The organism is Imhoffiella purpurea (genome assembly GCF_000585215.1).
Taxonomy (GTDB): domain Bacteria; phylum Pseudomonadota; class Gammaproteobacteria; order Chromatiales; family Chromatiaceae; genus Imhoffiella; species Imhoffiella purpurea.
Window position 1 is genome coordinate 35,748 of the sequence record NZ_AONC01000036.1, and the last position, 21,899, is coordinate 57,646.

Here is a 21,899-nt window from a genome sequence, read left to right on the forward strand (position 1 = left end):
GCCGCTGCGCCCTCCGCATCCGCCCGCGTGGCGGGAGGTGATTCCCATGCATAGCCCCACGGCATTTCTCCGCATCCCGAGGGTTGAGCCGGAGCGCCAGGCGCCCGGCCGGCGCATTCGCCACTGGCACGAGTACGAGCATCCGCTGCCCGATCCACGGGCCGCCGAACAGGGCGCGCGCTGCATGGACTGCGGCGTGCCCTGGTGTCACGGCTATTGCCCGGTGCACAACCAGATCCCGGAGTGGAACGCCCTGGTGAGCGAGGACGAGTGGCGCGCGGCCTGGGAGCAGCTCGAGTCCACCAACAACTTCCCCGAGCTGACGGGACGGCTCTGCCCGGCGCCCTGCGAGGACGCCTGCACGCTGCGGCTCAGCGGCTCGCCGGTGACCATCCGCGCCATCGAGCTGGCGATCGTCGAGCACGCCTGGCAGCGCGGCTGGGTGAGGCCGCAACGGCCGAGTTCGGCATCCCTGGACGCGCCGGCCGGACAGGTGTCCGTGGTCGGTTCGGGTCCCGCCGGGCTCGCCTGCGCCCAGCAGCTCGCCCGCGCTGGGCATGCGGTCACCGTCTACGAGGCCGCGCCGAAGATCGGCGGACTGCTGCGCTACGGGATCCCCGACTTCCGTCTCGAAAAACGGATCCTGGACCGGCGTCTGGATCAGATGCGCGAGGAGGGCGTGCGCTTCCGCACGGGCGTCAGGGTCGGTGCGGACCTGCCCGCGCGGGACCTGATGACGGAGGGCGGCGTCCTGGTGCTCGCCTGCGGATCGAGCACGCCGCGGGACGTCACGGTTCCGGGCCGAGGGCTCGGGGGCGTCCATTTCGCGCTCGACTATCTGAGCGGACAGAACCGCTCGCTCGACCGCGGGATGGAAAGGGGACGGTACATGGATGCGTGCGATCTGGACGTGGTGGTCATCGGCGGCGGGGACACGGGATCGGACTGCGTCGGCACGGCGATCCGCCAGGGGGCGCGAAGCGTCACCCAGATCCAGTATCACGCCGAGCCCCCGCATCAGGGCGACGTGCTGACGCACTGGCCCGAGCCGGTTCCCGAGCTCAAGCCCAACGACCACGAGGCCGAGGGCGGACGGCGCATCTGGGGCTGGGAGACGGTCGCCTTCCGCGCGGACGGGGAGCGGGTCGCCGGGGTCGATCTGCAGCGTCTGCACTGGTCCCGCGCCGACGACGGCCGCTGGCGGCGCGAGCCGGTGACGGGCGAGTCGCGGCGTCTGCCGGCCCAGCTGGTGCTGATCGCGATCGGCTATCGGCACCCGGCCCACGGCGACGTCATCGCCGAACTGGATCTGAGCCTCGACGGCCGCGGGAACATCGCCGCCGGCGACGGCGACTATCGCGCGAGCCGCGAGGGCGTCTTCGCCTGCGGGGACGCGCGGCGCGGTCAGTCGCTGATCGTCTGGGCCATCCGCGAGGGGCGCCAGTGCGCCGAGTCCGTGGACACCTATGTGCGCGGGGGCAGCGAGCTGCCGAGGGTGTGATGTTTCGATCGGGGCTTATCCCCCCGGGCCTGGTGGATCCCACGCCTTTACATCGGCCGACCGGGGCGGCGGTCTGGCCGTCAGACCGGGCTGCGGCCGATATTCGAGATCTTGGCAAGGTGAATGCAGGAATCCAGACGAAGGCCAACCTCGCAGCCATCCGTCAGATTAGGAGGAGATCCATGATCAGCTTACGCACATTTGGACCGACGGCATTTGCGATCGCGGCACTGGCATACGCACCTGTCGCGGCAATCGCCGAGGGAGACAGCTATTACGAGATGTCGCCCGATCCCGAGCACTTCGAATCCCGTACCCAAACCTCGCTGGATATCCCGAGACAGGTGGAATCGCGCATCAAGCCCTCGCAGCCCGGGACGGCGACCGGCTCGGTTGCGAAGGGAACCGCGGATTTCGTCGGCAAGGCGCTCGTCGACGATTCGGGTGACGAACTGGGGACGATCGAGGGGATCGTGCGTCATCGCGCGACCGGCCGTCTGAATGCGCTCGTCTCGGTCGGCGGATTCGCCGGTGTCGGCACCGAGCTGGCCGCGGTCCCGTTGGAGGATCTCGAGCGGCGCAGCGAGGGCTATGCGGCCCCCGACTTCGCCAACTCGGAGAAGACCCTGATCTCCCGTCTCGAGTACGACGCCTCCGATTACGTGCCCGTTTCGGTGTCGAACTGACGGCGGATCAGGAGTCGGACTCGCGACTCTTCTTTCCGCTGAGTCCGAGCAGGGACGCGCGTCCATCAACCGTCCCGGGCACGGCTTCCGGGGCGCGTGGCCGAGGGGCGGGTGACATTCCGCCCGACTGGGTCCAACTCGAAACCTGTTGCATTCGTCGAACGATAGGAGGCCTTGGGTCATGAAGGTATTGGGTATCAGTGGCAGTCTCAGAGCCGGTTCCTACAACGGCGCCTTGCTGAGGATCGCCGGGCAGCGGCTCGGGGACGGCATCCGCTTGGAGATCCACGATCTGTCCGCGATCCCGCTCTACGACGCGTCGCTGGACGGGGAGGTGAAGCCCGAGCCCGTCCGGACGCTGCTGGAGGCGATCGCATCGTCCCAGGCCCTGCTGTTCGCGACGCCCGAGTACAACTACAGCATCCCGGGTGTGCTCAAGAACGCGATCGACTGGGCCTCGCGCCCGGCCTATGCCTCCGTGCTGGCCAACAGGCCGGCCGGCATCCTGAGCGCGTCCATGAGCGCGGTCGGCGGCGCCAGGGCACAGGCGCATCTGCGCGACGTGCTGGCGGCCACGCTGACCCCCGTCTATCCCTCGCCGGACTTCCTCCTGCCCATGGCCCAGAATGCATTCGACGACCAGGGTGTGCTGCAGGACGAGGCGGCTCTCGCACGTCTCGAGCCCTATCTTCGAGGTTTCCTCGACTGGGTGATCGCACACGGCCGTTAGGGTCTCCTTGGATGCACCGCAACGAAGAGACTCCACCCCACCCGACGAGCCGTCCCACATGACCCAATTCCTGCACGCCGCGATACGCGCCATGGTCCCGCTGCTGGCCCTGCTCGCGAGCCTCCTGGCCGCGCTCCTGGCGCCTGACTCGGGTGTCGCGCTGACGATCTACACCCTGAGCGCCTTCCTGCTGCTGCTCGGGCTGATCGACGTCCTCCAGAACGGCAACGCGGTGATCCGCAATTACCCGGTCGCCGGTCACATTCGCTTCCTCGGCTACCGGCTGCGGCCGTTCCTGCGCCAGTACATCGTCGAGGACGATCTGGAAGGGACCCCGCTCAGCTTCGAGGCTCGCAACCTGGTCAAGGCGCGGGCCAAGGGCGATACGGATACGCACCCCTTCGGCTCCGAGCGCGCGATGGACGCGGACGGCTATGTCTGGGTGTCGCACTCGATCGCCCCGGTCGCGGATCCGGACACCGATCCCCGGGTGCGCGTCGGCGGCGATCAATGCCGCCAGCCCTACGAGGCCTCGCTGCTGAACGTCTCGGCGATGAGCTTCGGGGCCCTGTCGGCCCGGGCGATCGAGGCCTTGAATCTCGGGGCCGCCAAGGGCGGCTTCTATCAGGACACCGGGGAGGGCGGTCTCTCCGACTACCACCTCCGGCACGGCGGCGACCTGGTCTGGGAGCTCGGCTCCGGGTATTTCGGCGCGCGCGACCGTCAGGGCCGGTTCGATCCCGAGTCCTTCCGCGACAAGGCCCAGCGGGAGTCGGTCCGGATGACCGAGATCAAACTGTCACAGGGCGCCAAGCCCGGACACGGCGGCCTGCTGCCCGCGGCCAAGGTCACCGATGAGATCGCCGCGGTCCGTCAGGTCCCGGCGCACCGCGACTGTCTCTCGCCGCGCGGCCACTCCGCCTTCTCCACCCCGGTCGGGCTGCTGGAATTCGCGGCCCGCATGCGCGATCTGTCCGGCGGCAAGCCGGTGGGGATCAAGCTCTGCGTCGGCCAGCCGCACGAGGTCATGGCGCTGATGAAGGCGATGCTGAAGACGGGCATCCGGCTCGACTTCATCATCGTCGACGGCGCCGAGGGCGGCACCGGCGCGGCGCCCCTGGAGCTCTCGGACTGGGTCGGCATGCCGCTGAAGGAGGGGCTGGCGGTGGTGCGCAACGCCCTGGAGGGCAGCGGACTGCGCCGCCATGTCCGTCTCGCCGCCAGCGGCAAGGTCTATTCCGGCATGGGCATCGCCCACAACCTGGCCGTGGGGGCCGACTGGTGCAATGCCGCGCGGGCCTTCATGTTCTCGGTCGGCTGTATCCAGTCCAAGCGCTGCCATCTGGGAACCTGTCCGACCGGGGTCGCGACCCAGGATCCCTGGCGCCAGGCCGGGCTGGTGCCCGGGGTGCAGGGCGAGCGCGCGGCCCGCTTCCACCGCAAGACCATCGAGGCGCTCGTCGGCATCACGGCCGCGTGCGGCCTGACCCATCCCGCGGATCTGCAGCCGCACCATCTGGCGATCCGCACCGGCCCCGCGGAGGCCAAGCCGCTGGACGAGCTCCAGCACTTTCTCCCCGAAGGGATCCTGCTCGAGGATCCGCAGAGCACCCAGTATGCCGAATTCTGGGAGGCGGCCGATCCAGACACCTTCGCGCCCCGGATCGATCTGACCGAGCGGCGCGTCTCCATCGACGAACGCAACACGGGGCTGTTCACATGAGCACGAGCGTATCCGAGACCATCGTCGACACCCTGCTGCAGGCCGGCGCGCGGCGCTGCTACGGGATCGTCGGCGACACCATCAACCATTTCACCGACGCGGTGCGCCGCTCCGAGCTGGAGTGGGTGCATGTGCGCCACGAGGAGGCCGGCGGTCTGGCCGCCGGGGGCGAGTCCTACATGACGGGCGAGCTGGCCGCCTGTGCCGGCACCTGCGGTCCGGGCAGTCTGCACTTCCTGAACGGCATCTTCGAGAGCCACCGCAACGGCGCCCCTGTGGTGCTGATCGCCTCGAACGTCGACCGGAGCGAGGAAGGGCTGGGCTTTCCCCAGGAGGTCGATCAGAAGCGGCTCTACGAGCAATGCTCGGTGTTCTGCGAGCGGATCGCGCACCCGGATCAGGCACGCCGCATCGCCGTGCAGGCGGCCCAGGCCGCGCTGGCGCGGCGGGGCGTCGCGGTGCTGATCGTCAACGGCGATCTGCTGCAGGAGACCTGCCACGACGCGTTGCCCTGGCGCGTGAATCGCGCCGCTCCGGTGACCCTGCCCTCGGAACCGGAGCTCACGGCCATCGCCGAGGCCGTCGACGTCGCCGCACGCACCACCCTCTACGTCGGCATCGGTGCGCGCGGCGCGCACGACCGGCTGATCGCATTCGCCGACCGGATCAAGGCCCCGATCGTCCATACGACGCGCGCCAAGGAGTTCGTCGAGCCGGACAATCCGTTCAACGTCGGCATGACCGGCATCCTGGGCAATCGCGCCGGCATGGAGGCGGTCGCCGATTGCGATCTGCTGCTGACCCTGGGCACCGATTTCGCCTACACCCAGTTCTATCCGGACGCGGCGCGGATCATCCAGATCGACATCGACCCGACGCGTCTGGGGCGGCGCACCCCGGTCGACATCGGCGTGGTCGGCGACGTGGGGGCGACGCTCGAGGCGCTGACCGAGCGGGTCGCGCCCCGCCGCGACGGGACGCATCTGGAGCGGGCGCTGGACCGCTGGCGGCAGGACCAGGACGACTACCGGGCGCGCGGCGCCGTGAAGGATCCGAACCTCGTCCATCCGCAGCAGCTGACCCAGGCGCTGGACCGGCTCGCCGCCCCGGACGCCATCTTCACGGCCGATGGGGGCTCGCCGATGGTCTGGCTGCTGCGCCATCTGAGCGCCAACGGTCAGCGGCGCTTCCTGACCAGTCTCCTGCACGGGACCATGGCCAACGCCTATCCGCAGGCCATCGGCATCCAGAAGGCCTATCCGGACCGGCAGGTGATCGCCCTGTGCGGCGACGGCGGCATGACCATGCTGATGGGCGACCTGCTGACGCTGGTGCAGGAACGGCTTCCGGTGAAGCTGCTCGTCTTCAACAACGGCTCCCTGGGCTTCGTCGAGATGGAGCAGCGCGTCGAGGGTCTGCTCGACGCCTACACCGAGCTGAAGAACCCGGACTTCGGCAAGATGGCCGAGGCCTGCGGTCTCTACGGGGACCGCGTCGAGCGCGCGGATCGCCTGGAGGAGGCGCTCGCCTCGTGGCTGGCGCACGAGGGTCCGGCCCTGCTGGATGTCGCCGTGAACCGCTTCGAGCTGGTCATGCCGCCCAAGGTGGAGGCCGGCCAGGTCGCCTCGACCGCGCTGTTCGGTCTCAAGGCGGTGCTCAACGGACGCACCGACGAGGTGGTCGATCTGCTGAAGGACAATTTCGTGCGATAGGCGGGATGCGACGAGCGGTCGTCGGAGTCCAGCGCCGGTCAGGCCGTTGGGGAGTCCGTCATCGTTCGTCCTTCCCATGCGTCATGCGCCTCGGGTCGAGCAGCGCCTCGAGCTCCGGATCGGACAGCTCGGTCATCTCGCGCGCCACCGCGATCACCTCGCGGTTCTGGGCGTTCGCGGCGCGGGCGATCTCGACGGCCCGGTCGTAGCCGATGCGCGGCGTCAGGGCCGTCGCCAGCATGGCGTTGGAACGTGCCCGCTGGCCCAGGGTCTCGGTGTCGACCTCGAAGCGGGCGATGGCCTGCGTCTCCAGCGCCTCGGCCGATCCGCACAGCAGATGGATCTGCTCCAGCAGGTCGGATGCGATGAGCGGGAGCATGGTCGCGAGCTGGAATCGGGTGTCCTGACCGGCGAGGGCGATGGCGGCGTCAAGACCCACGACCTGGGTGCAGGCCATGGAGACGGCCTCCGGGATCACGGGATTGACCTTGCCCGGCATGATGCTGCTGCCGGGCTGCAGTTCGGGCAGCCGGATCTCGCCGAGACCGGCGACCGGGCCGCTGTTCATCCAGCGCAGATCGGTGGCGATCTTGAGCAGGCTGGTGGCGGTCACGCGCAGCTGGCCGCTCAGCTCGACGGCCGTGTCCTGGGCCGAGATGGCCGCGAAGGCGTCGGGCGCCGGGCGGAAGTCCAGGCCGGTCCGCTCGGCGAGCCGCGCGGCGAAGCGCTCGGCGAACTCCGGATGGGTGTTGAGTCCGCTGCCGACGGCCGTTCCGCCCTGCGCGAGCCGCAGCAGACGCCGCTCCACGTCGTCCAGGCGCTCGATGTCCGCGGCGATCTGGGCCGCCCAGCCCGACAGCTCCTGTCCGAAGGTCACGGGCACCGCGTCCATCAGATGGGTGCGGCCCGTCTTGACCACCGATTCGAGCGCTTGCGCGCGGGTCTCGATGGCCTCCTGGAGCGCGGCGAGGCGCTCGACGAGTTCCCTCAGGGCCAGGGCCGAGCTGAGGTGGATGGCCGTCGGGATGACGTCGTTGCTGCTTTGTCCGCGGTTGACATGGTCGTTCGGGTGCACCGGACGACCGAGCCGGCGGCAGGCCAGCTCGGCGATGACCTCGTTGGCGTTCATGTTGCTGCTGGTGCCCGAGCCGGTCTGGTAGACGTCGACCGGGAACTGGTCCGGGTGGCGGCCCTCGGCGATCGCGTCCCCCGCCTCGGCGATGGCCTCGGCCAGATCCGGATCCAGGACGCCGAGCGCCCCGTTGACACGCGCGGCCGTCGCCTTGATCGCCCCCAGGGCGCGAATGAAGGCCCCGGGGAGCGGCCGGCCGCCGATGCGGAAGTTGCGGACCGCGAGCCGGGTCTGCTCGCCGTAGAGCGGTTCCTGTTCGTTCTTCGCTGGATCTGGTGACTTCATCTCGGTTCCGATGCGCATGGGGAAGGGCCGATGGTCGCGCCTGGCTTTCCATCAGGTCTCGGGCTCGGGATCCCCGTCCGACCGGCGCTGGCGTTCGAGCTCGCGCGCGAGTCCGGCGCGGGGTCGGCTGGCGCCCGCGAGCAGCAGGTAGAGCACGGGGACGAGCAGCAGGGTCAGCAGGGTGGCCGCGACGACGCCACCGATGATCACCAGGCCGAGGATGCGGCGCGTCTCGGCGCCGGGCCCCGTGGCCAGGGCCAGGGGGAGGGCGCCGAAGAGGGTGGCCACGGAGGTCATCATGATGGGCCGGAAGCGCACCCGGGCCGCCTCCTCCAGCGCGGGCCGGATCTCGCGACCGCGGTCGCGGAGCTGGTTGACGAACTCCACCAGCAGGATGGCGTTCTTGGCCATGAGCCCGATCGCCAGGATGAAGCCGATCTGGCTGTAGAGATTGATCGAGCCGCCGCCGAGCCAGAGCGCCGCCAGCGCGCCGAACAGGGCCAGGGGCACCCCGGCCAGCAGCACGATCGGCTGGACGAAGCTCTCGAACTGGGCCGCGAGCACCAGGAAGACGATCACCATGGCCAGGCCGAAGGCGTAGACGAAGGCCCGGCCGGAACGCTGGTAGTCCTCGCTGACCCCGAGGAAGCGGATGTGGGCCGTGGCCGGCAGCAGCTCGCGCGCCTCGCGCTCCAGGGCGTCGAGCACGTCGCCGAGCGCGGCGCCGTCGGCGAGCGAGCCCTCGAGCGTGATGGCCGGCAGACGGTCGACGCGGATCAGCTCCGAGGCGCGCCCGATCAGGCGCGTCTCGACGAGTCCGCCGAGCGAGACCAGCGATCCGTCCTCGGCGCGGACCTGGACCCGGCTCAGATCCTCGGGGTCGGAGCGGTCTTCCGGCTGTGCCCGGACCATGACCTCGTAGGTCTCGGCGTCGATCGAGAAGTCCGTGACGTCTTGTCCGCCCATGAGGATCTGCAGGGTCCGTCCGATCTCGGCGATGGGCACGCCCAGTGCCGCGGCCCGGTCGCGGTCGACCCGGATCTGGAGCTGAGGGCTGGTCGGCTGATAGTCGAGCCGCGCCTGTTCGAGCCCGGGCAGCTGGCGGGCGCGCGCGAGCACCTGCTGCGCCCATTCGTTGACCTGGTCGAGGTCGTCCCCGGTGATGGCCATCTGGACCGGCTGCTCGAAGCCCGAGGCCGCCAGGCTCGGCGGGTTGATGGCGAACACCTGGGCGCCCGTGATGGCCCCGAGCTTGGGGAGCAGCGAGGCCGTGACCTCGAACTGGCTCCGCTCGCGCTCCGACCAGTCCTTCAGACGCAGGATGACGATGCCCGAATTGACCGGACCCTGGCCCGCGCTGCGGGGGGCGATCAGGCCGATGACGTGCTCGGCGGGGCCATCCTCGCCGGTCAGGGGCAGGAGCACGGACTCGATGTCCTTCATGACCCCGAGCATGTGCTTCATGGTTGCGCCCTCGGGGGCGGCGACCGGGATGAAGACGCTGCCGCGGTCCTCGCGCGGGGACAGCTCGCGGGGCAGCTCGCGATAGAGCCACCAGGTCCCGGCCATGACCAGCAGCGCCAGGATCGCCACCAGCCAGCGCGCGGCCACCAGCCGCCGCAGGATCCTCTGGTAGCCGCGGCCCCCGGCGTCGATCCCGGACGAGACCGTCCGGTAGAGCCGCGTCTCGCGGATGCGTCCGGCATCGATCAGCTTGGAGGCGACGGTCACGCCGAGCGTCAGGGCCATGAGGCTGGAGATCCCGAGCGCCCCCCCCAGTCCGGCGGCGAACTCGGAGAAGAGGCGCCCGGCGTCGCCCGAGAGCAGCGCCAGTGGCGCGATGACGGCCAGCAGCACGGCGGTGGTCGAGAGGACGGCGAAGACCACCTCGGAGGCGCCCAGGTCCGCGGCCAGCAGGCGCGGCTTGCCGCGCTCCGAGTAGCGGAAGACGTTCTCGCTGACGACGATGGCGTCGTCGACCAGCATCCCGATGGCCAGGATGAGCGCGAGCAGCGTCAGCACGTTGATCGAGAAGCCGAACAGATAGAGCAGGATGAAGGCGCCGATGGCGGAGGCCGGGATGGTGGCGGCCGGCACCAGGGTGGCGCGCCAGGAGCCGAGCGCGAAGAAGACCACGGCGACGACCAGGGCGATGGTGATCACCAGGGTGCGGACGATCTGGTGGATCGACGCCTCCACGAAGACCGAGGCGTCGTAGGCGATCTCGACGTTCACGTCGTCTGGAATGCGCGACTCCAGTCCTTCGAGCCGCTCGCGCACGGCCTGGGACACGGCGACCAGATTGCTGCCCGACTGGCGCACCACGCCCAGACCGATGGCCTCCTGGCCGTCGAGGCGGGCCGAGGTGCGGTCGACCTCGGGTCCGTGGGAGACCTCGGCGACCTGGCCGAGCCGGATCTGGGTCCCGCCCTCGTCGCGCAGGATCAGGTCCCGGAAGGACTCGGGGCGTTCGAGCTCGGTCATGGTGCGCAGCGTCAGCTCCCGGGTTTCCGAGACCAGACGCCCGGCGGGAAGCTCGATGTTGCGCTCGCGCAGGGCGCGCTCCACGTCGAGCACGGTCAGTCCGTGGGACGCCAGGGCGTCGAGGTCGAGACGCACGCGCATGGCATAGCGGCGCTCGCCGCCGAAGAGGACGGTCGAGACGCCGGGCACGGTCGAGAGCGGGTCGACGAGGACCCGGTCCGCGAAATCGGACAGATCGAGCCGGTCCAGTGCATCGCTGGTGAGCACCAGCCACATGCTGACCTGGGATTCGAGTGAGCGCTGGGCGATCTCGGGGGCCTCGGCCTGGTCCGGCAGCTCGTTGCGGATGGTCGAGACCCGGTCGCGCACATCGGCCGCCGCGAGGTCCAGGTTGCGGTCGAGCGAGAACTGCACCTCGATCCGGGCGCGTCCGTCGCGCGAGCTCGAGCGGATTCGCCGCACCCCGTCGATGCCGCTGAGGACCTCCTCGACCGGCTCCGAGACCTCGCGCTGGACGACCGAGGCCGAGGCGCCCGGATAGACCACGGTGACGGTGACGCTCGGGTCGTCGATGTCCGGGTATTCGCGCACCGGCAGGTCGAGCAGGGCGGCGGCGCCGAGCACCATGAGCAGGAGCGCCAGCACCGTGGTCGCGACCGGCCGGGTGACGGCCAGGGTCGTGATCTTCATGATGCCTCGTCCCCCTGGGGCTCATCGGCGTCCTTGACGCGCACCCGCATCCCGTCGCGCAGCATCCCGAGCCCCTCGGTGACGACGGACTCGCCGGCCTCGACGCCGGAGGCGATGCCGACCCAGCCGTTGCGGCGCAGGCTGGTCTCGACGATGCGCCGCTCGACCCGTCCGCTGTCGTCGACCACGTAGACGCGCTGGCTCGGGCCTCGGGCCAGGATCGCGGCCTCCGGAACCTGGATCACAGGGACGGGCTCGAGCAGCAGCGCGACGACCGCCAGCATGCCGGGCCTCAGTAGCCCCTCGTGATTGTCGATGCGCGCCTCCAGCGGGAGGCTGCGGGTGCTCTCCTCGACCTGGGTCCCGACGTAGGTCACCTTGCCCGAGAAGGTCCGGTCCGGGTAGGCCGGGGTTTCGACCTCGACGTGCAGACCGACGCGGGCTCGCGCGGCGTCCGAGCCCGGGATGTCGAGCAGCACGTCCAGCGGATCGAGCTGGACCAGTTCGGTCACCGGCGTGCCGGGCTCGACGACGGCCCCCGGGCTGACGAGACGGCGTCCCACGACGCCCTCGAAGGGGGCCTTGAGCGAGCGGTCGTCGAGCTGGTCGCGGGCGACGGTGAGGCTGGCCTCGGCGTGCTCCATCGCCGTCGTCGCGGACTCCAGCTCGTCCTCGGAGACGAAATCCTGGGCGCGCAGTTCCCGCAGTCTGGCGAGTTCCCGCCGGCGCTCCTCGAGGCTGGCCTCGGCGCGCCGCACCTCGGCGCGGCCCCGGGTGCGCTCGAGCTCGAGCAGGACCTGACCGCGGCGGACGCGGTCGCCGTCCTCGAAGCCGACCGCGACGACGCGACCCGATGCCTCGGTGGTCAGGGTCACCTTCTCGGAGGCGATCAGCGTACCCGTGGTCGAGAGACGTTGGCGCACCTCGGCTCGGCGCGCCTCGGCGACCTCGACGAGCGGGGGAGGGCGCGAAGCGCCGTCCGTTTCCTCTCGCTCGGATCCGTCCGGGGCGGATTCGGATTTCTCCTCGGTCTCGGCTGCCTGGGTCAGGGGGCCGAGACCGCCGGGGTCGATCCAGATGAGCCAGATCGAACCTGCGGCGAGCAGGACGAGGGCGATGGATGCCAGGATGCGTTGGGGTGTCGGCTGCATGGGAATCGATCGTCCGCAGGAAATCCGGCCTCAGGCGGCCAGACGATTCAAGTTCATTCGCGTGTCTCCATGGGTTCCCGACATTCAATGGAGCTTGGACTTCGCGGACTTCAGCGACTCGGTCAGGGCGTTCGCCGCGCGTTCCGCGCCATCGCGCATCTCCTGCCAGGCATCGCCGCTCGAATCACGCAATTCCTCGAGGCGGGAGGATGCCTCGTCCCGCTGTTCCTTCAGCGTTGCTAGGTACTCGACGTATTGGGCCTTGGCATCGGCGCTCACGACGTCCACCTTGGTCTCGAGCTTGTCGATCTCCGCATCCCATTGGTCCAGCTTCGATTTCAGCCCTTCGACATAGGCCTCGCGTTCGGTCATTTGGCGTGCTCCTCGGTGTGTTGAAGGTACTTCGGGGTAACGCAAGGACCAGGCCAGATGCTTGGGTGTCCTGGATGGGCGGCGGGCAGTCGGCGAGAAGGGTGTCCGCTCGGGCTCGATGGTGTGAATCAACCGCCGGATGGGCTAAAAGCACCTGTCGGCGTGCGTTCGAGGGGTGCGTCGAGGATGCTCATCCGCCCCAGCGTTCCTGGAGTCCGTCGAGCGCGGATTCGTGGGCGATCAGAATCAGCTCGTCGCCTTCCTCCAGGCGCATGTCCGGCTCCGGGAGCATGAAGGTCTCGTCGCGATAGAGACAGACGATCCGCGCTCGGTCGGGCAGCGGCAGATCCTCGATGGGTCCTGCGTCCTGCTCACCGGCGATGGCGCTGAAGACGGCACCCTCGCCGCGGATGACGGACGAGAGCTCGAGCGACCGCTCGCCGGCCAGCAGGTCCTTGAGGTGCGAGGCGACCGCGCGGTTGGGCATCACGCTCTCGTCGAGTCCGAGTTCGACGCAGATGCGCTGGAACTGCGGGTCGTTGACGCGGGGGACGATGCGGGCGAAGCCGAGCGAGCGGCCGATCAGTCCGGCGAGGATGTTCGCCTGGTCGCTGTCGAGCAGACAGAAGAGCATGTCGGTGTTCTCGGGCTCGGCGTCCTTGAGCACGTCCGGCGAGGTGCCGTCGCCGTGGATGAATCCGGCGTCCAGGCGGTCCGCGAGCATCTCGATCCGGTCGCGGTCGCGCTCGATGATGACCACCTGATGGCCCTCCTCCAAAAGGAGTTCGGCCGTGGAGAGGGATAGTGAGCTGGTTCCGACGAAGACGGTTCTCATGGGGTTGTCTCCTGGTCTGGTGTCCGGCCCGTCGCGCGACGGGGCTTCAATGGTCGATGTCCTGGCGTCGCCCGATCCAGGTCGGCGGATAGAGGACGACCAGCAGGGCGAGCACCTCGACGCGTCCGAACAGCATGTCGAGCGACAGGATCGCCTTGAGCGCGGGCGGCAGCTCGGTTCCGGTCAGTCCGACGGACAGGCCCGCATTGGCGGTCGCCGACACGACCTCGAACAGGCTCGGCATGGGTGGCTGGCCGGCGAAGAGGAAGGCCATCCAGGACACCAGCACCACGACCGTCCAGAGCCCCAGCAGCACCAGAGCGCCGGAGAGGACGGAGGATTCGACCCGCTCTCCGCCGATGCGCACGTCGAACACCGCGCGATCCGGTGCCGCGGTGCGCCAGAGCGCGACCTGGATGAGCCGCAGCAGGATCAGGAGCCGGATCAGCTTGAGGCCGCCGGCCGTGGATCCGGTGCATCCGCCGAGCGTCATGGAGACCATGAGCACGACCTGGGCGGCCGGGGACAGCGAGGACAGCTGGACCGGGCTGAATCCGGTGTCGGTCTGCGCGGAGACGGCCAGCACGGCCCCGGTGCCCAGCGCCTCCAACTCGTGCGTGCCGTCCAGGAGGACGGCGCTCAGGGCCAGCAGGGCGGTCGTCGCCAGCACGACCAGGACGAGCGCCCGAAACTCGGGGTCCCGGAAGATAACCCCCGGGCCGCGTCTGACCGCCCGTCCGTAGAGCGGCAGGCTGATCGCGCCCAGGAGGCAGAAGAGACTGATCGCCGCCATGCTCGATCCGGGCAGCGAGGCGAGGCTGTCGTCATGGGGCGCGAAGCCTCCGGTTGCCACCGCTGACAGTGCGTAGAGCGTGGCCTCGAAAGGGGCGAGACCGGTAGCCGTGACGGCCGCGATGGCGGCGAGGGTCAGCAGCAGATAGACCATGAAGACGGTCCGCGCATGCTCGCGCGCCCCGGATTCGGTCAGGGTTTCTCCCGTGGTCTCGAGCAGCCGCCGGGCGCTGGCGTGATGGCGCATGATGAGCGCGACCGTCATGGCGGCGATCCCCAGCCCCCCGTACCACTGCATCCAGGCGCGCAGGAAGAGGACGGCCGCCGGTCGCTCCTCCAGGTCGGTCAGCATGGACAAACCCGTGGTGGTGATGGCCGAGACGGTCTCGAACCAGGCGTCCAGGGGGCTCATCCCGGCGCTGGTCAACGGCCACACCATGACCGCCGCGGCGAGCGTGAAGGCGAGCCCGGTGACCGCGAGCGCCTCGTTCCACTGAATGGTGCTGGGCGTGCCGAGCCGGGAGAGCGGGGCTCCCAGCAGGGCGAGCGCGAGACTGACGGCCAGCAGCCGCTGGAACATCGCCATCTCGCCCGTCGCTCCCGCGACGATCGCGGGGACGGCGCCCAGGACGGCCAGAACCAGGGCGAGCTTTCCGAGTACCGCCAGCACGACCCGCACCCTGGCGGCATGCATCAGGGCATTGGCGCCCGATCCTTTCACCCTGTCCGTCCCTCCGATGTCCTGCTCGATCTATGGCCGCAGGATCGGGGCTGGTGGGAAAGGGGGCGCGGGATGGATCATGACGGTCCTGAGATTCATTGGCGTTCTCCTCGCGGTTGGCGGTGTTCCGATCGTTTCGGGCTCCAGGCAAAGAGCAGGCCAGATGACTCCGGCCGCCCGTAGCGCCATGGCATGCAAGAAGGGGGCGATCCTGTGTGTTCGGATGGTGGCTATCGGCCGGGTCGCGGTGCATAAGCCCCGTTCTCGGGGCTCGGTTGAGCATTCCTCGCGCCGGATTCCTCCGGCGCGAGGCGGTCATGGCGGATCAATCCAGATCGAAGCGGTCGGCGTCCATCACCTTGGTCCATGCCGCGACGAAGTCTCGGACGAACTTCTCCCGGTTGTCGTCCTGGGCGTAGACCTCGGCATAGGCCCGCAAGATGGCGTTCGAGCCGAAGACCAGATCCACCCGGGTCGCCGTCCATTTGACCGCGTCCGTCTTGCGGTCGCGGATCTCGTAGAGATTCCTAGCCACCGGCTTCCAGGTGTTGGCCATGTCGGTCAGGTTGACGAAGAAGTCATTCGTCAGCACGCCCTCGCGATCGGTGAGCACGCCGTGCCTGGTCCCTCCGTGGTTGGTCCCCAGCACGCGCATACCGCCGACGAGAACCGTCATCTCGGGTGCGGTCAGACCCATCAGCTGGGTCCGGTCGAGCATGAGTTCCTCGGCACTGACGTTGTAGTCCTTCTTCATCCAGTTGCGGTAGCCGTCATGGATCGGCTCCAGTGGCTCGAAGGAGTCGGCGTCCGTCATCTCCTGCGTGGCATCGCCGCGACCGGGCGAGAAGGGAACCTCGACCTCGACCCCGGCCGCCTTGGCCGCCTGTTCGATCCCGACATTGCCGGCCAGGACGATGACGTCGGCGACGCTCGCGCCCGAGTCGGCCGCGATGCCCTCCAGTACACCCAGGACCTTGGCCAGACGCTCGGGCTCGTTGCCCTCCCAGTCCCTCTGCGGGGTCAGGCGGATGCGCGCGCCGTTGGCGCCGCCGCGCATGTCGGAGCCGCGGAAGGTCCGGGCGCTGTCCCAGGCGGTCGCGACCATCTCGGCGACGCTCAGACCGCTGGCGGCGATCTTGGCCTTGACTGCCGCGACGTCGTAGCCGGTTGGGCCCACGGGCACCGGATCCTGCCAGATCAGGTCCTCCTGGGGGACGTCGGGGCCGATGTAGCGCGACTTGGGTCCCATGTCGCGGTGCGTCAGCTTGAACCAGGCCCGGGCGAAGGCGTCCGCGAAGGCGTCGGGGTCCTTGTAGAAGCGCTCGGCGATCGCCCGATACGTGGGGTCCATCTTCATGGCCATGTCGGCATCGGTCATGATCGGGTTGTAGCGGATCGAGGAATCCTCCACATCGACCGGCTTGTCCTCCTCCTCGATGTCGATGGGCTCCCACTGCCAGGCGCCGGCCGGACTCTTCTTCAGCTCCCACTCGTAGTTGAACAGCAGGTAGAAGTAGCCGTTGTCCCACTGAGTCGGATGGGTGGTCCAGGCGCCCTCGATGCCGCTGGTCACTGCGTCGCGGCCGATGCCGCGGGCGGTCTTGTTGATCCAGCCCAGCCCCTGGTCCTCGACGTCGGCCCCTTCGGGATCCGGTCCCAGGAGCGCGGCGTCGCCGTTGCCGTGGCACTTGCCGACCGTGTGGCCGCCGGCGGTCAGGGCGACGGTCTCCTCGTCGTTCATCGCCATGCGCTCGAAGGTCACGCGGACGTCGTGGGCGGTCCGCAGCGGATCCGGGTTGCCGTCGACACCTTCCGGATTGACGTAGATCAGACCCATCATCACGGCGGCCAGCGGATTCTCCAGATCGCGCTCGCCGGAGTAGCGGCTGTTCGGGCTGTCGCTGGTCGCCAGCCATTCCTTCTCCGAGCCCCAGTAGGTGTCCTTCTCCGGATGCCAGATGTCCTCGCGGCCGAAGGCGTAGCCGAAGGTCTTCAGCCCCATGGACTCATAGGCCATGGTGCCGGCGAGGATGATGAGATCGGCCCAGCTGATCTTGTTGCCGTACTTTTTCTTGATCGGCCACAGCAGGCGGCGCGCCTTGTCCAGGTTGACGTTGTCCGGCCAGCTGTTGAGCGGGGCGAACCGCTGATTGCCCGTCCCGGCGCCGCCGCGGCCGTCGGCGATGCGGTAGCTGCCCGCCGCGTGCCAGGCCATGCGGATCATGAGACCGCCGTAATGACCCCAGTCTGCGGGCCACCAGTCCTGGCTGTCGGTCATGAGGGCCTTCAGATCCTGCTTCAGCGCCTCGACGTCGAGCGTCTCGACCGCCTTGCGATAGTCGAACGCCTGTCCCATCGGGTCGGTCTTGGTGTCGTGCTGATGCAGGATGTCGAGATTCAGCGCGTTCGGCCACCACTCCATGACCGAGGATCCGGCGGCCGTGTTTCCGCCATGCATCACTGGGCATGTGCCGGCGGTCTTCGTCGTATCGTGACTCATCGCTTTCTCCTGTCGTAGATATCTCGGGCGACTGTTGCCGCTCGCGTCTGATCATCGATCAGGACTATAGAGTATGTTTTTGCAATAGTTTCTGATAATTGTTTGGATGGATCCTGGTGAACGGCCAAGACTATCGATTGATGATTTTCGATAGTTGAGATTTCTGGTTTGCGTCATCTCGACCTGTGGAGCGGCAAGAAATCTACCGACCTTGCGTCTTGGATCCTGCGTCGGGAGAGGAGCTGGCGAGCAGCGGCAAGTCCTATTTCCTCTTGCACCCGCGCCGTTTCGGCAAGCGCCTGTTTGAAGTTTCCGCCGATGGGCTCCATAACCGCCGCATGGCGATGCTCCAAGACTCGATCATCAGGACGGGCCGCGCGGTTCGGCCCACGGGCCTCCGGGCAGGTCTCTTGTGGGCGCTGCTGCTCTTGCCCCTGCTCGCCGCGGCGAGCGAGGTGACGACCGAGCATGTGACGGCCCGCCTGGTCGCGGAGCGAGACCGGATCGCACCTGGTACCAGCGTCGACCTGGCGCTGGTGCTCGACATCCAGCCGGGATGGCATACCTACTGGCGCAATCCGGGCGATTCGGGCGAGTCGCCCCGGATCGACTGGACTCTGCCCGATGGCGTGACGGCGAGCGAGATCCGCTGGCCGCATCCGGAGCTGATTCGGGTCGGTCCGCTGGCGAATTACGGATACTCGGGCCGGGCCCTCCACCTGGTCTCCCTCGCGGTGCCGCCGGACTGGCCGGCCGGTACGCCCGTCCCCATCCGGGCCGAGGCCCATTGGCTGGTGTGCGAGGAGCATTGCATCCCCGAATCCGGCATCCTGGATCTGACCCTGGAGACCGCCGGGACACCTGGACCCATGGATCCCGAGGTCGCCGACCTCTTCGACGTGGCGCGTTCGTCCTTGCCCGAGGGCGAGGTTCTTGGCGCGCGCGTCGTCGAAGGGGATGGGGGACTGGGGTTGTCCGTTCCGCTGGCGGAGAATCCGCAGCTTCCCGTTCGGGGGGCGGTATCGGTCTGGTTCTTCGCCGGGAGCTGGGGGCTGATCGAGCATGCCGCGGACCAGCCTTGGCGGATCGGCGGGAATCGGCTGGAGATGGATCTGACTCCGGGCGCCATGGCCGCCACGGCGGACCCAGAGGGTGTCCTGGTGGTGGCTGGACCTGACGGCGGATCCCGGGCCTTCTCGCTCGTCGCCGAGCGCGGTTCCCCGCCGGTCTCGACCGGATCCACGGGCGGCGAGGGGCTGAGCCTGCCGGTCGCACTGGTTTTCGCCCTGCTCGGTGGGCTCATCCTGAACCTCATGCCCTGCGTCTTCCCGGTGCTGGCGATCAAGGCGCTGAGCCTGACGAGCGGACAGGACGAGGGGGCAGGGCGGCGGGCGCTTCACGGCCTCGCCTATACAGGCGGGGTGCTGCTGTTCTTCGGGCTGCTGGGCGCCCTGCTGCTGGCATTGCGCGCCGGCGGGGCCGCCGTCGGCTGGGGCTTCCAGCTCCAGTCCCCGTCCTTCGTCGCCTTGATGGCGGATCTCTTCCTGGTGATCGGGCTGTCGCTGGCCGGTGTCGTGACCCTGGGCGCACGGCTGATGGCCCTGGGTGGCGGGCGGACCGGGAGCGGTCTCGCGGGGGCCTTCGGGACGGGCGCGCTCGCCGCCCTGGTCGCCGCACCCTGTACCGCGCCCTTCATGGGGGCGGCGCTCGGCTATGCCCTGACGCTCGACTGGTCCGAGGCCATGACGGTGATCCTGGTCCTGGGGCTGGGGCTCGCACTGCCCTTCCTGGTATTGACGCTGGTCCCGGCGCTGGCGCGCCGACTGCCGCGGCCCGGACCCTGGATGGAGATCCTCAAGCAGGGGCTCGCCTTTCCCATGTTCGCCGCCGCGGCCTGGCTGCTGTGGGTGCTCTCGGTCCAGACCGGTCCGCAGGGGCTGGCGCTGGGTCTGACCGCCATGCTGCTGCTCGCGTTCGGGCTCTGGGTCCGGGAGCGCACCTTGCTCGGGTCCTCGCGGCTGCGGCGGGGTGGGGCGGCGACCGCCCTCGTCGGGCTCGTCGCGGCCCTGTGGCTGGGGGTCTCGACCGAGGGTTTGGAGACGTCCGCCGTTCGATCCGGGGCGGATGCGGATGAGGGTCGCATGTCCCTGATCGCCGAACCCTATTCGGCCGGGCGTCTCGCCGAGATCCGCGCCGAGGGCCGTCCCGTGCTGGTCAACATGACTGCCGCCTGGTGCATCACCTGTCTGGTCAACGAGCGCGTGGCGCTGGTGACCGCCGCGACGGCCGAACTCTTCGACGCCCATGGGGTGGTCTATCTGAAGGGGGACTGGACCAACCGGGACCCGTCGATCACCCGATATCTCGCCGGCTTCGGCCGGACCGGCGTGCCGCTCTACGTCTATTACGCGCCCGGACGGGAGCCCCGGGTGCTGCCCCAGATCCTGACCCCGGGCATCGTCCGGGACGTCGTCGCCGGCTCTGCGGAGCCGATCCCCAGCCATTGATCCATTCCATCGACCCAGCGAGGAGAATCGCCATGTCTCGTTCGACCCTGAAGCAAGGCGCGCGCGCCGCCGCGCTGATCCTGATCGGTGTGTTCGCGACCGCTACCGCACTGGCCAAGCCGGAGGTCGGCGCCCCGGCGCCGGACTTCAGCGGGACCGACACCTCGGGCCGGACCTGGAGCCTGTCCGATCTCTCCGGCAAGACCCTGGTGCTGGAATGGACCAATCACGACTGCCCCTACGTCCGCAAGCATTACGGCAGCGGCAACATGCAGGCCCTGCAGCGCGAGGCGACCGGCGAGGGCGTGGTCTGGCTCTCGGTGATCTCCTCGGCGCCAGGCAAGCAGGGGAGCCTGAGTCCCGCCGAGGCGGATGTCCTGACCGAGGAGCGCGGTGCCGCCCCGACGGCCGTGCTGCTCGATCCCGAGGGGACCATCGGCCGCGCCTACGGCGCCAGCACCACCCCGCATATGTTCGTCGTCGACGGCAGCGGAACCCTGGTCTACATGGGCGGCATCGACGACCGGCCGACCACCGATCCGGCGGACGTCGAGGGTGCGCACAACTACGTTCGCGCGGCCCTGGCCGATCTGGCGGCAGGCAAGCCCGTGTCGACCCCGGTGACGCGGCCCTACGGCTGCTCGGTGAAATACTGAGATCGCTCCGGTTCGCGAGCGATTCTTGCTGCCGGGAGCGCCGAGGGTGAGCGACTGGGCCAATGGGCGTAACCTAGAATGCATTCCCGGGCCTTGAGCCCTCGGTGCATTTCTTCGCGAGACCGGCAGACATGGGCCATCTGGCAGGCAGCAAATCCGAGCTGACGCACCTGATCGACCGGCTGAACCGCTATCCCATCGGGCTGGTGGACAGCGAGCGGCTGCGCCGCATCCTCTCCCTTCTGTTCGACGAGACCGAGGCCTTCGTCGGCTCCCGCTTCCCGCTGCACGAGGCCACCCTGGACGAGCTGTCCGGACTGACCGGCATGGCGCCCGAGCCTCTGTTGCCGGTGCTCGAAAGGATGGCCGACAAGGGGCTGGTGATGGACATGCCCTACGCGGGCACGACCTACTATCTGCTGGTTCCCGGACTGATCGGCTTCATGGAGTTCAGCTTCATGCGCCGCCGGACCGATCTGGCGCAGCCCGAACTGGCACGGCTCATGTCCGAGTATTTCGAGGAGCGGGGCCGGGACGGACAGATGGGCGAATTCTTCGGCAGCCCGACCCAGCTCACCCGCGCCCTGGTGCATGAGGAGCACATCCCCGTCAGCTCGCGGATCACGGCCTACGAGGATGCCAGACGCATCATCCTGGATGCCGATTTCTGCGCCGTTACCCTCTGTTACTGCCGTCACAAGAAGGAGCATCTGGGCGAACCCTGCCGCAAGGGCGCGCCGGTCGAGGACATCTGCATGGTGCTCGGCGAGGGCGCGCGCTTCCTGGTCCGGCGCGGATTCGCCGAGGAGCGCGACAAGACGAGCATGCTGGAGACACTGGAGTATGCACGCTCGCTCGGGCTCACCCATGTCACCGACAACGTTCGCGAACAGCCGTCCTTTCTCTGCAACTGCTGCCGTTGCTGTTGCGAGCTGATGGCGGGCGTTCAGCTCGGATTCGCCGATGGGATCGCCAAGACCCCCTTCCTGGCCGAGATCGACCCGGAACGATGCGACTACTGCGGCGCCTGTCTCCGGGCCTGCAACGTCAAATGCATCGGTCTCGCGTCAGAGGCCCGCGCGCGTCCCAAGCCGGATCGCTTCGCCGAGGTCGATGCGGCCGTCTGTCTCGGCTGCGGAGCCTGCATTCCGGTCTGCGAGCAGGGTGCGATCCGTCTGGTCGAGCGTGAGCGTCGGCCCAGGCCGCCCAGGAACCGGGGACGGATGTTCGCGCGCATCCTCTGGGAGAAGGGACGGCTGTGGCCCTTCGTCGTGGATCGGGCCAAACGTCTCCTGTCATGACGGCCAGCGCCATGATCGCAGGACCCGGTGACCAGGGCTTTGAAGGTCACGTAAGGTGAACATCCTGGCCCCAGCTGTCTTCGGGCTCGCCCGCTGTCGACTCGTTCGTCTGCACGGTGGC

15 protein-coding genes are annotated in these 21,899 nt (G+C 68.9%); 8 read left to right on the forward strand and 7 right to left on the reverse strand.

Features of this window, described 5'->3' with window-relative positions; genetic code table 11:
• The first annotated feature begins 46 nt into the window (after window positions 1-46).
• From D779_RS12060 to D779_RS12080, 5 genes are all read left to right on the forward strand, one after another.
• On the forward strand, window positions 47-1,501 hold the full coding sequence (locus D779_RS12060; protein WP_043754325.1) for a glutamate synthase subunit beta: 1,455 nt from the start codon (window positions 47-49) through the stop codon (window positions 1,499-1,501).
• Between the two features lie 182 nt (window positions 1,502-1,683).
• A complete protein-coding gene (locus tag D779_RS12065; protein WP_157726389.1) occupies window positions 1,684-2,187 on the forward strand; it encodes a PRC-barrel domain-containing protein in 504 nt (167 codons plus the stop codon).
• 181 nt (window positions 2,188-2,368) lie between these two features.
• Window positions 2,369-2,917: an NADPH-dependent FMN reductase gene (locus D779_RS12070; RefSeq protein ID WP_043754331.1), complete on the forward strand. Its 549-nt coding sequence runs from the start codon at window positions 2,369-2,371 to the stop codon at window positions 2,915-2,917.
• Window positions 2,918-2,975: 58 nt separating this feature from the next.
• The gene (locus D779_RS12075) at window positions 2,976-4,640 is read left to right on the forward strand and encodes an FMN-binding glutamate synthase family protein (RefSeq protein WP_043754334.1); all 1,665 of its coding nucleotides are present in this window, start codon (window positions 2,976-2,978) and stop codon (window positions 4,638-4,640) included.
• Complete coding sequence (locus D779_RS12080; protein WP_043754336.1) at window positions 4,637-6,352, forward strand: thiamine pyrophosphate-dependent enzyme; 1,716 nt, start codon at window positions 4,637-4,639, stop codon at window positions 6,350-6,352. The genes D779_RS12075 and D779_RS12080 overlap by 4 nt, the downstream gene beginning before the upstream one ends.
• Before the next feature lie 58 nt (window positions 6,353-6,410).
• Here the strand turns inward: D779_RS12080 and D779_RS12085 are convergent, their stop codons facing one another.
• The 7 genes from D779_RS12085 to katG all read right to left on the reverse strand — a co-directional run bounded on the left by D779_RS12085 (window position 6,411) and on the right by katG (window position 17,314).
• A complete protein-coding gene (locus tag D779_RS12085; RefSeq protein WP_043754369.1) occupies window positions 6,411-7,769 on the reverse strand; it encodes a class II fumarate hydratase in 1,359 nt (452 codons plus the stop codon).
• A gap of 51 nt (window positions 7,770-7,820) precedes the next feature.
• Window positions 7,821-10,943 (reverse strand): efflux RND transporter permease subunit, encoded by a 3,123-nt coding sequence (locus D779_RS12090; RefSeq protein ID WP_043754337.1) that lies wholly within the window; start codon window positions 10,941-10,943, stop codon window positions 7,821-7,823.
• Window positions 10,940-12,094 carry an efflux RND transporter periplasmic adaptor subunit gene (locus tag D779_RS12095; protein ID WP_052348087.1) on the reverse strand — a complete coding sequence of 385 codons (1,155 nt, stop codon included), beginning with the start codon at window positions 12,092-12,094 and terminating at the stop codon, window positions 10,940-10,942. Before D779_RS12095 ends, D779_RS12090 begins: the two co-directional genes overlap by 4 nt.
• A gap of 84 nt (window positions 12,095-12,178) precedes the next feature.
• Window positions 12,179-12,466 carry a sll1863 family stress response protein gene (locus tag D779_RS12100; RefSeq protein ID WP_043754340.1) on the reverse strand — a complete coding sequence of 96 codons (288 nt, stop codon included), beginning with the start codon at window positions 12,464-12,466 and terminating at the stop codon, window positions 12,179-12,181.
• Window positions 12,467-12,656: 190 nt separating this feature from the next.
• Window positions 12,657-13,301 (reverse strand): potassium channel family protein, encoded by a 645-nt coding sequence (locus D779_RS12105; protein WP_043754342.1) that lies wholly within the window; start codon window positions 13,299-13,301, stop codon window positions 12,657-12,659.
• A 46-nt stretch (window positions 13,302-13,347) separates the two neighbouring features.
• A complete protein-coding gene (locus D779_RS12110) occupies window positions 13,348-14,814 on the reverse strand; it encodes a TrkH family potassium uptake protein (RefSeq protein ID WP_232424171.1) in 1,467 nt (488 codons plus the stop codon).
• A 325-nt stretch (window positions 14,815-15,139) separates the two neighbouring features.
• Window positions 15,140-17,314 carry a catalase/peroxidase HPI gene (gene katG, locus D779_RS12115; RefSeq protein WP_043754344.1) on the reverse strand — a complete coding sequence of 725 codons (2,175 nt, stop codon included), beginning with the start codon at window positions 17,312-17,314 and terminating at the stop codon, window positions 15,140-15,142.
• A gap of 218 nt (window positions 17,315-17,532) precedes the next feature.
• On the opposite strand from katG, the gene D779_RS12120 reads away from it, so the two are divergent.
• The 3 genes from D779_RS12120 (at window position 17,533) to D779_RS12130 (ending at window position 21,778) form a co-directional block, all read left to right on the forward strand.
• The gene (locus D779_RS12120; protein WP_232424172.1) at window positions 17,533-19,821 is read left to right on the forward strand and encodes a protein-disulfide reductase DsbD family protein; all 2,289 of its coding nucleotides are present in this window, start codon (window positions 17,533-17,535) and stop codon (window positions 19,819-19,821) included.
• 32 nt (window positions 19,822-19,853) lie between these two features.
• Window positions 19,854-20,477 (forward strand): thioredoxin family protein, encoded by a 624-nt coding sequence (locus tag D779_RS12125; protein ID WP_043754345.1) that lies wholly within the window; start codon window positions 19,854-19,856, stop codon window positions 20,475-20,477.
• 131 nt (window positions 20,478-20,608) lie between these two features.
• A complete protein-coding gene (locus D779_RS12130; protein ID WP_043754347.1) occupies window positions 20,609-21,778 on the forward strand; it encodes a 4Fe-4S dicluster domain-containing protein in 1,170 nt (389 codons plus the stop codon).
• Window positions 21,779-21,899 lie beyond the last annotated feature (121 nt).

Bases quoted from the DNA above. Each gene is read 5' to 3' on its own strand.
- D779_RS12070 (WP_043754331.1), top strand. From the start codon at position 2,369: ATGAAGGTATTGGGTATCAGTGGCAGTCTCAGAGCCGGTTCCTACAAC.
- D779_RS12060 (WP_043754325.1), top strand. From the start codon at position 47: ATGCATAGCCCCACGGCATTTCTCCGCATCCCGAGGGTTGAGCCGGAG.
- D779_RS12090 (WP_043754337.1), bottom strand. From the start codon at position 10,943: ATGAAGATCACGACCCTGGCCGTCACCCGGCCGGTCGCGACCACGGTG.
- D779_RS12130 (WP_043754347.1), top strand. From the start codon at position 20,609: ATGGGCCATCTGGCAGGCAGCAAATCCGAGCTGACGCACCTGATCGAC.
- katG (WP_043754344.1), bottom strand. From the start codon at position 17,314: ATGAGTCACGATACGACGAAGACCGCCGGCACATGCCCAGTGATGCAT.
- D779_RS12080 (WP_043754336.1), top strand. From the start codon at position 4,637: ATGAGCACGAGCGTATCCGAGACCATCGTCGACACCCTGCTGCAGGCC.
- D779_RS12065 (WP_157726389.1), top strand. From the start codon at position 1,684: ATGATCAGCTTACGCACATTTGGACCGACGGCATTTGCGATCGCGGCA.
- D779_RS12095 (WP_052348087.1), bottom strand. From the start codon at position 12,094: ATGCAGCCGACACCCCAACGCATCCTGGCATCCATCGCCCTCGTCCTG.
- D779_RS12125 (WP_043754345.1), top strand. From the start codon at position 19,854: ATGTCTCGTTCGACCCTGAAGCAAGGCGCGCGCGCCGCCGCGCTGATC.
- D779_RS12085 (WP_043754369.1), bottom strand. From the start codon at position 7,769: ATGAAGTCACCAGATCCAGCGAAGAACGAACAGGAACCGCTCTACGGC.
- D779_RS12105 (WP_043754342.1), bottom strand. From the start codon at position 13,301: ATGAGAACCGTCTTCGTCGGAACCAGCTCACTATCCCTCTCCACGGCC.
- D779_RS12075 (WP_043754334.1), top strand. From the start codon at position 2,976: ATGACCCAATTCCTGCACGCCGCGATACGCGCCATGGTCCCGCTGCTG.
- D779_RS12100 (WP_043754340.1), bottom strand. From the start codon at position 12,466: ATGACCGAACGCGAGGCCTATGTCGAAGGGCTGAAATCGAAGCTGGAC.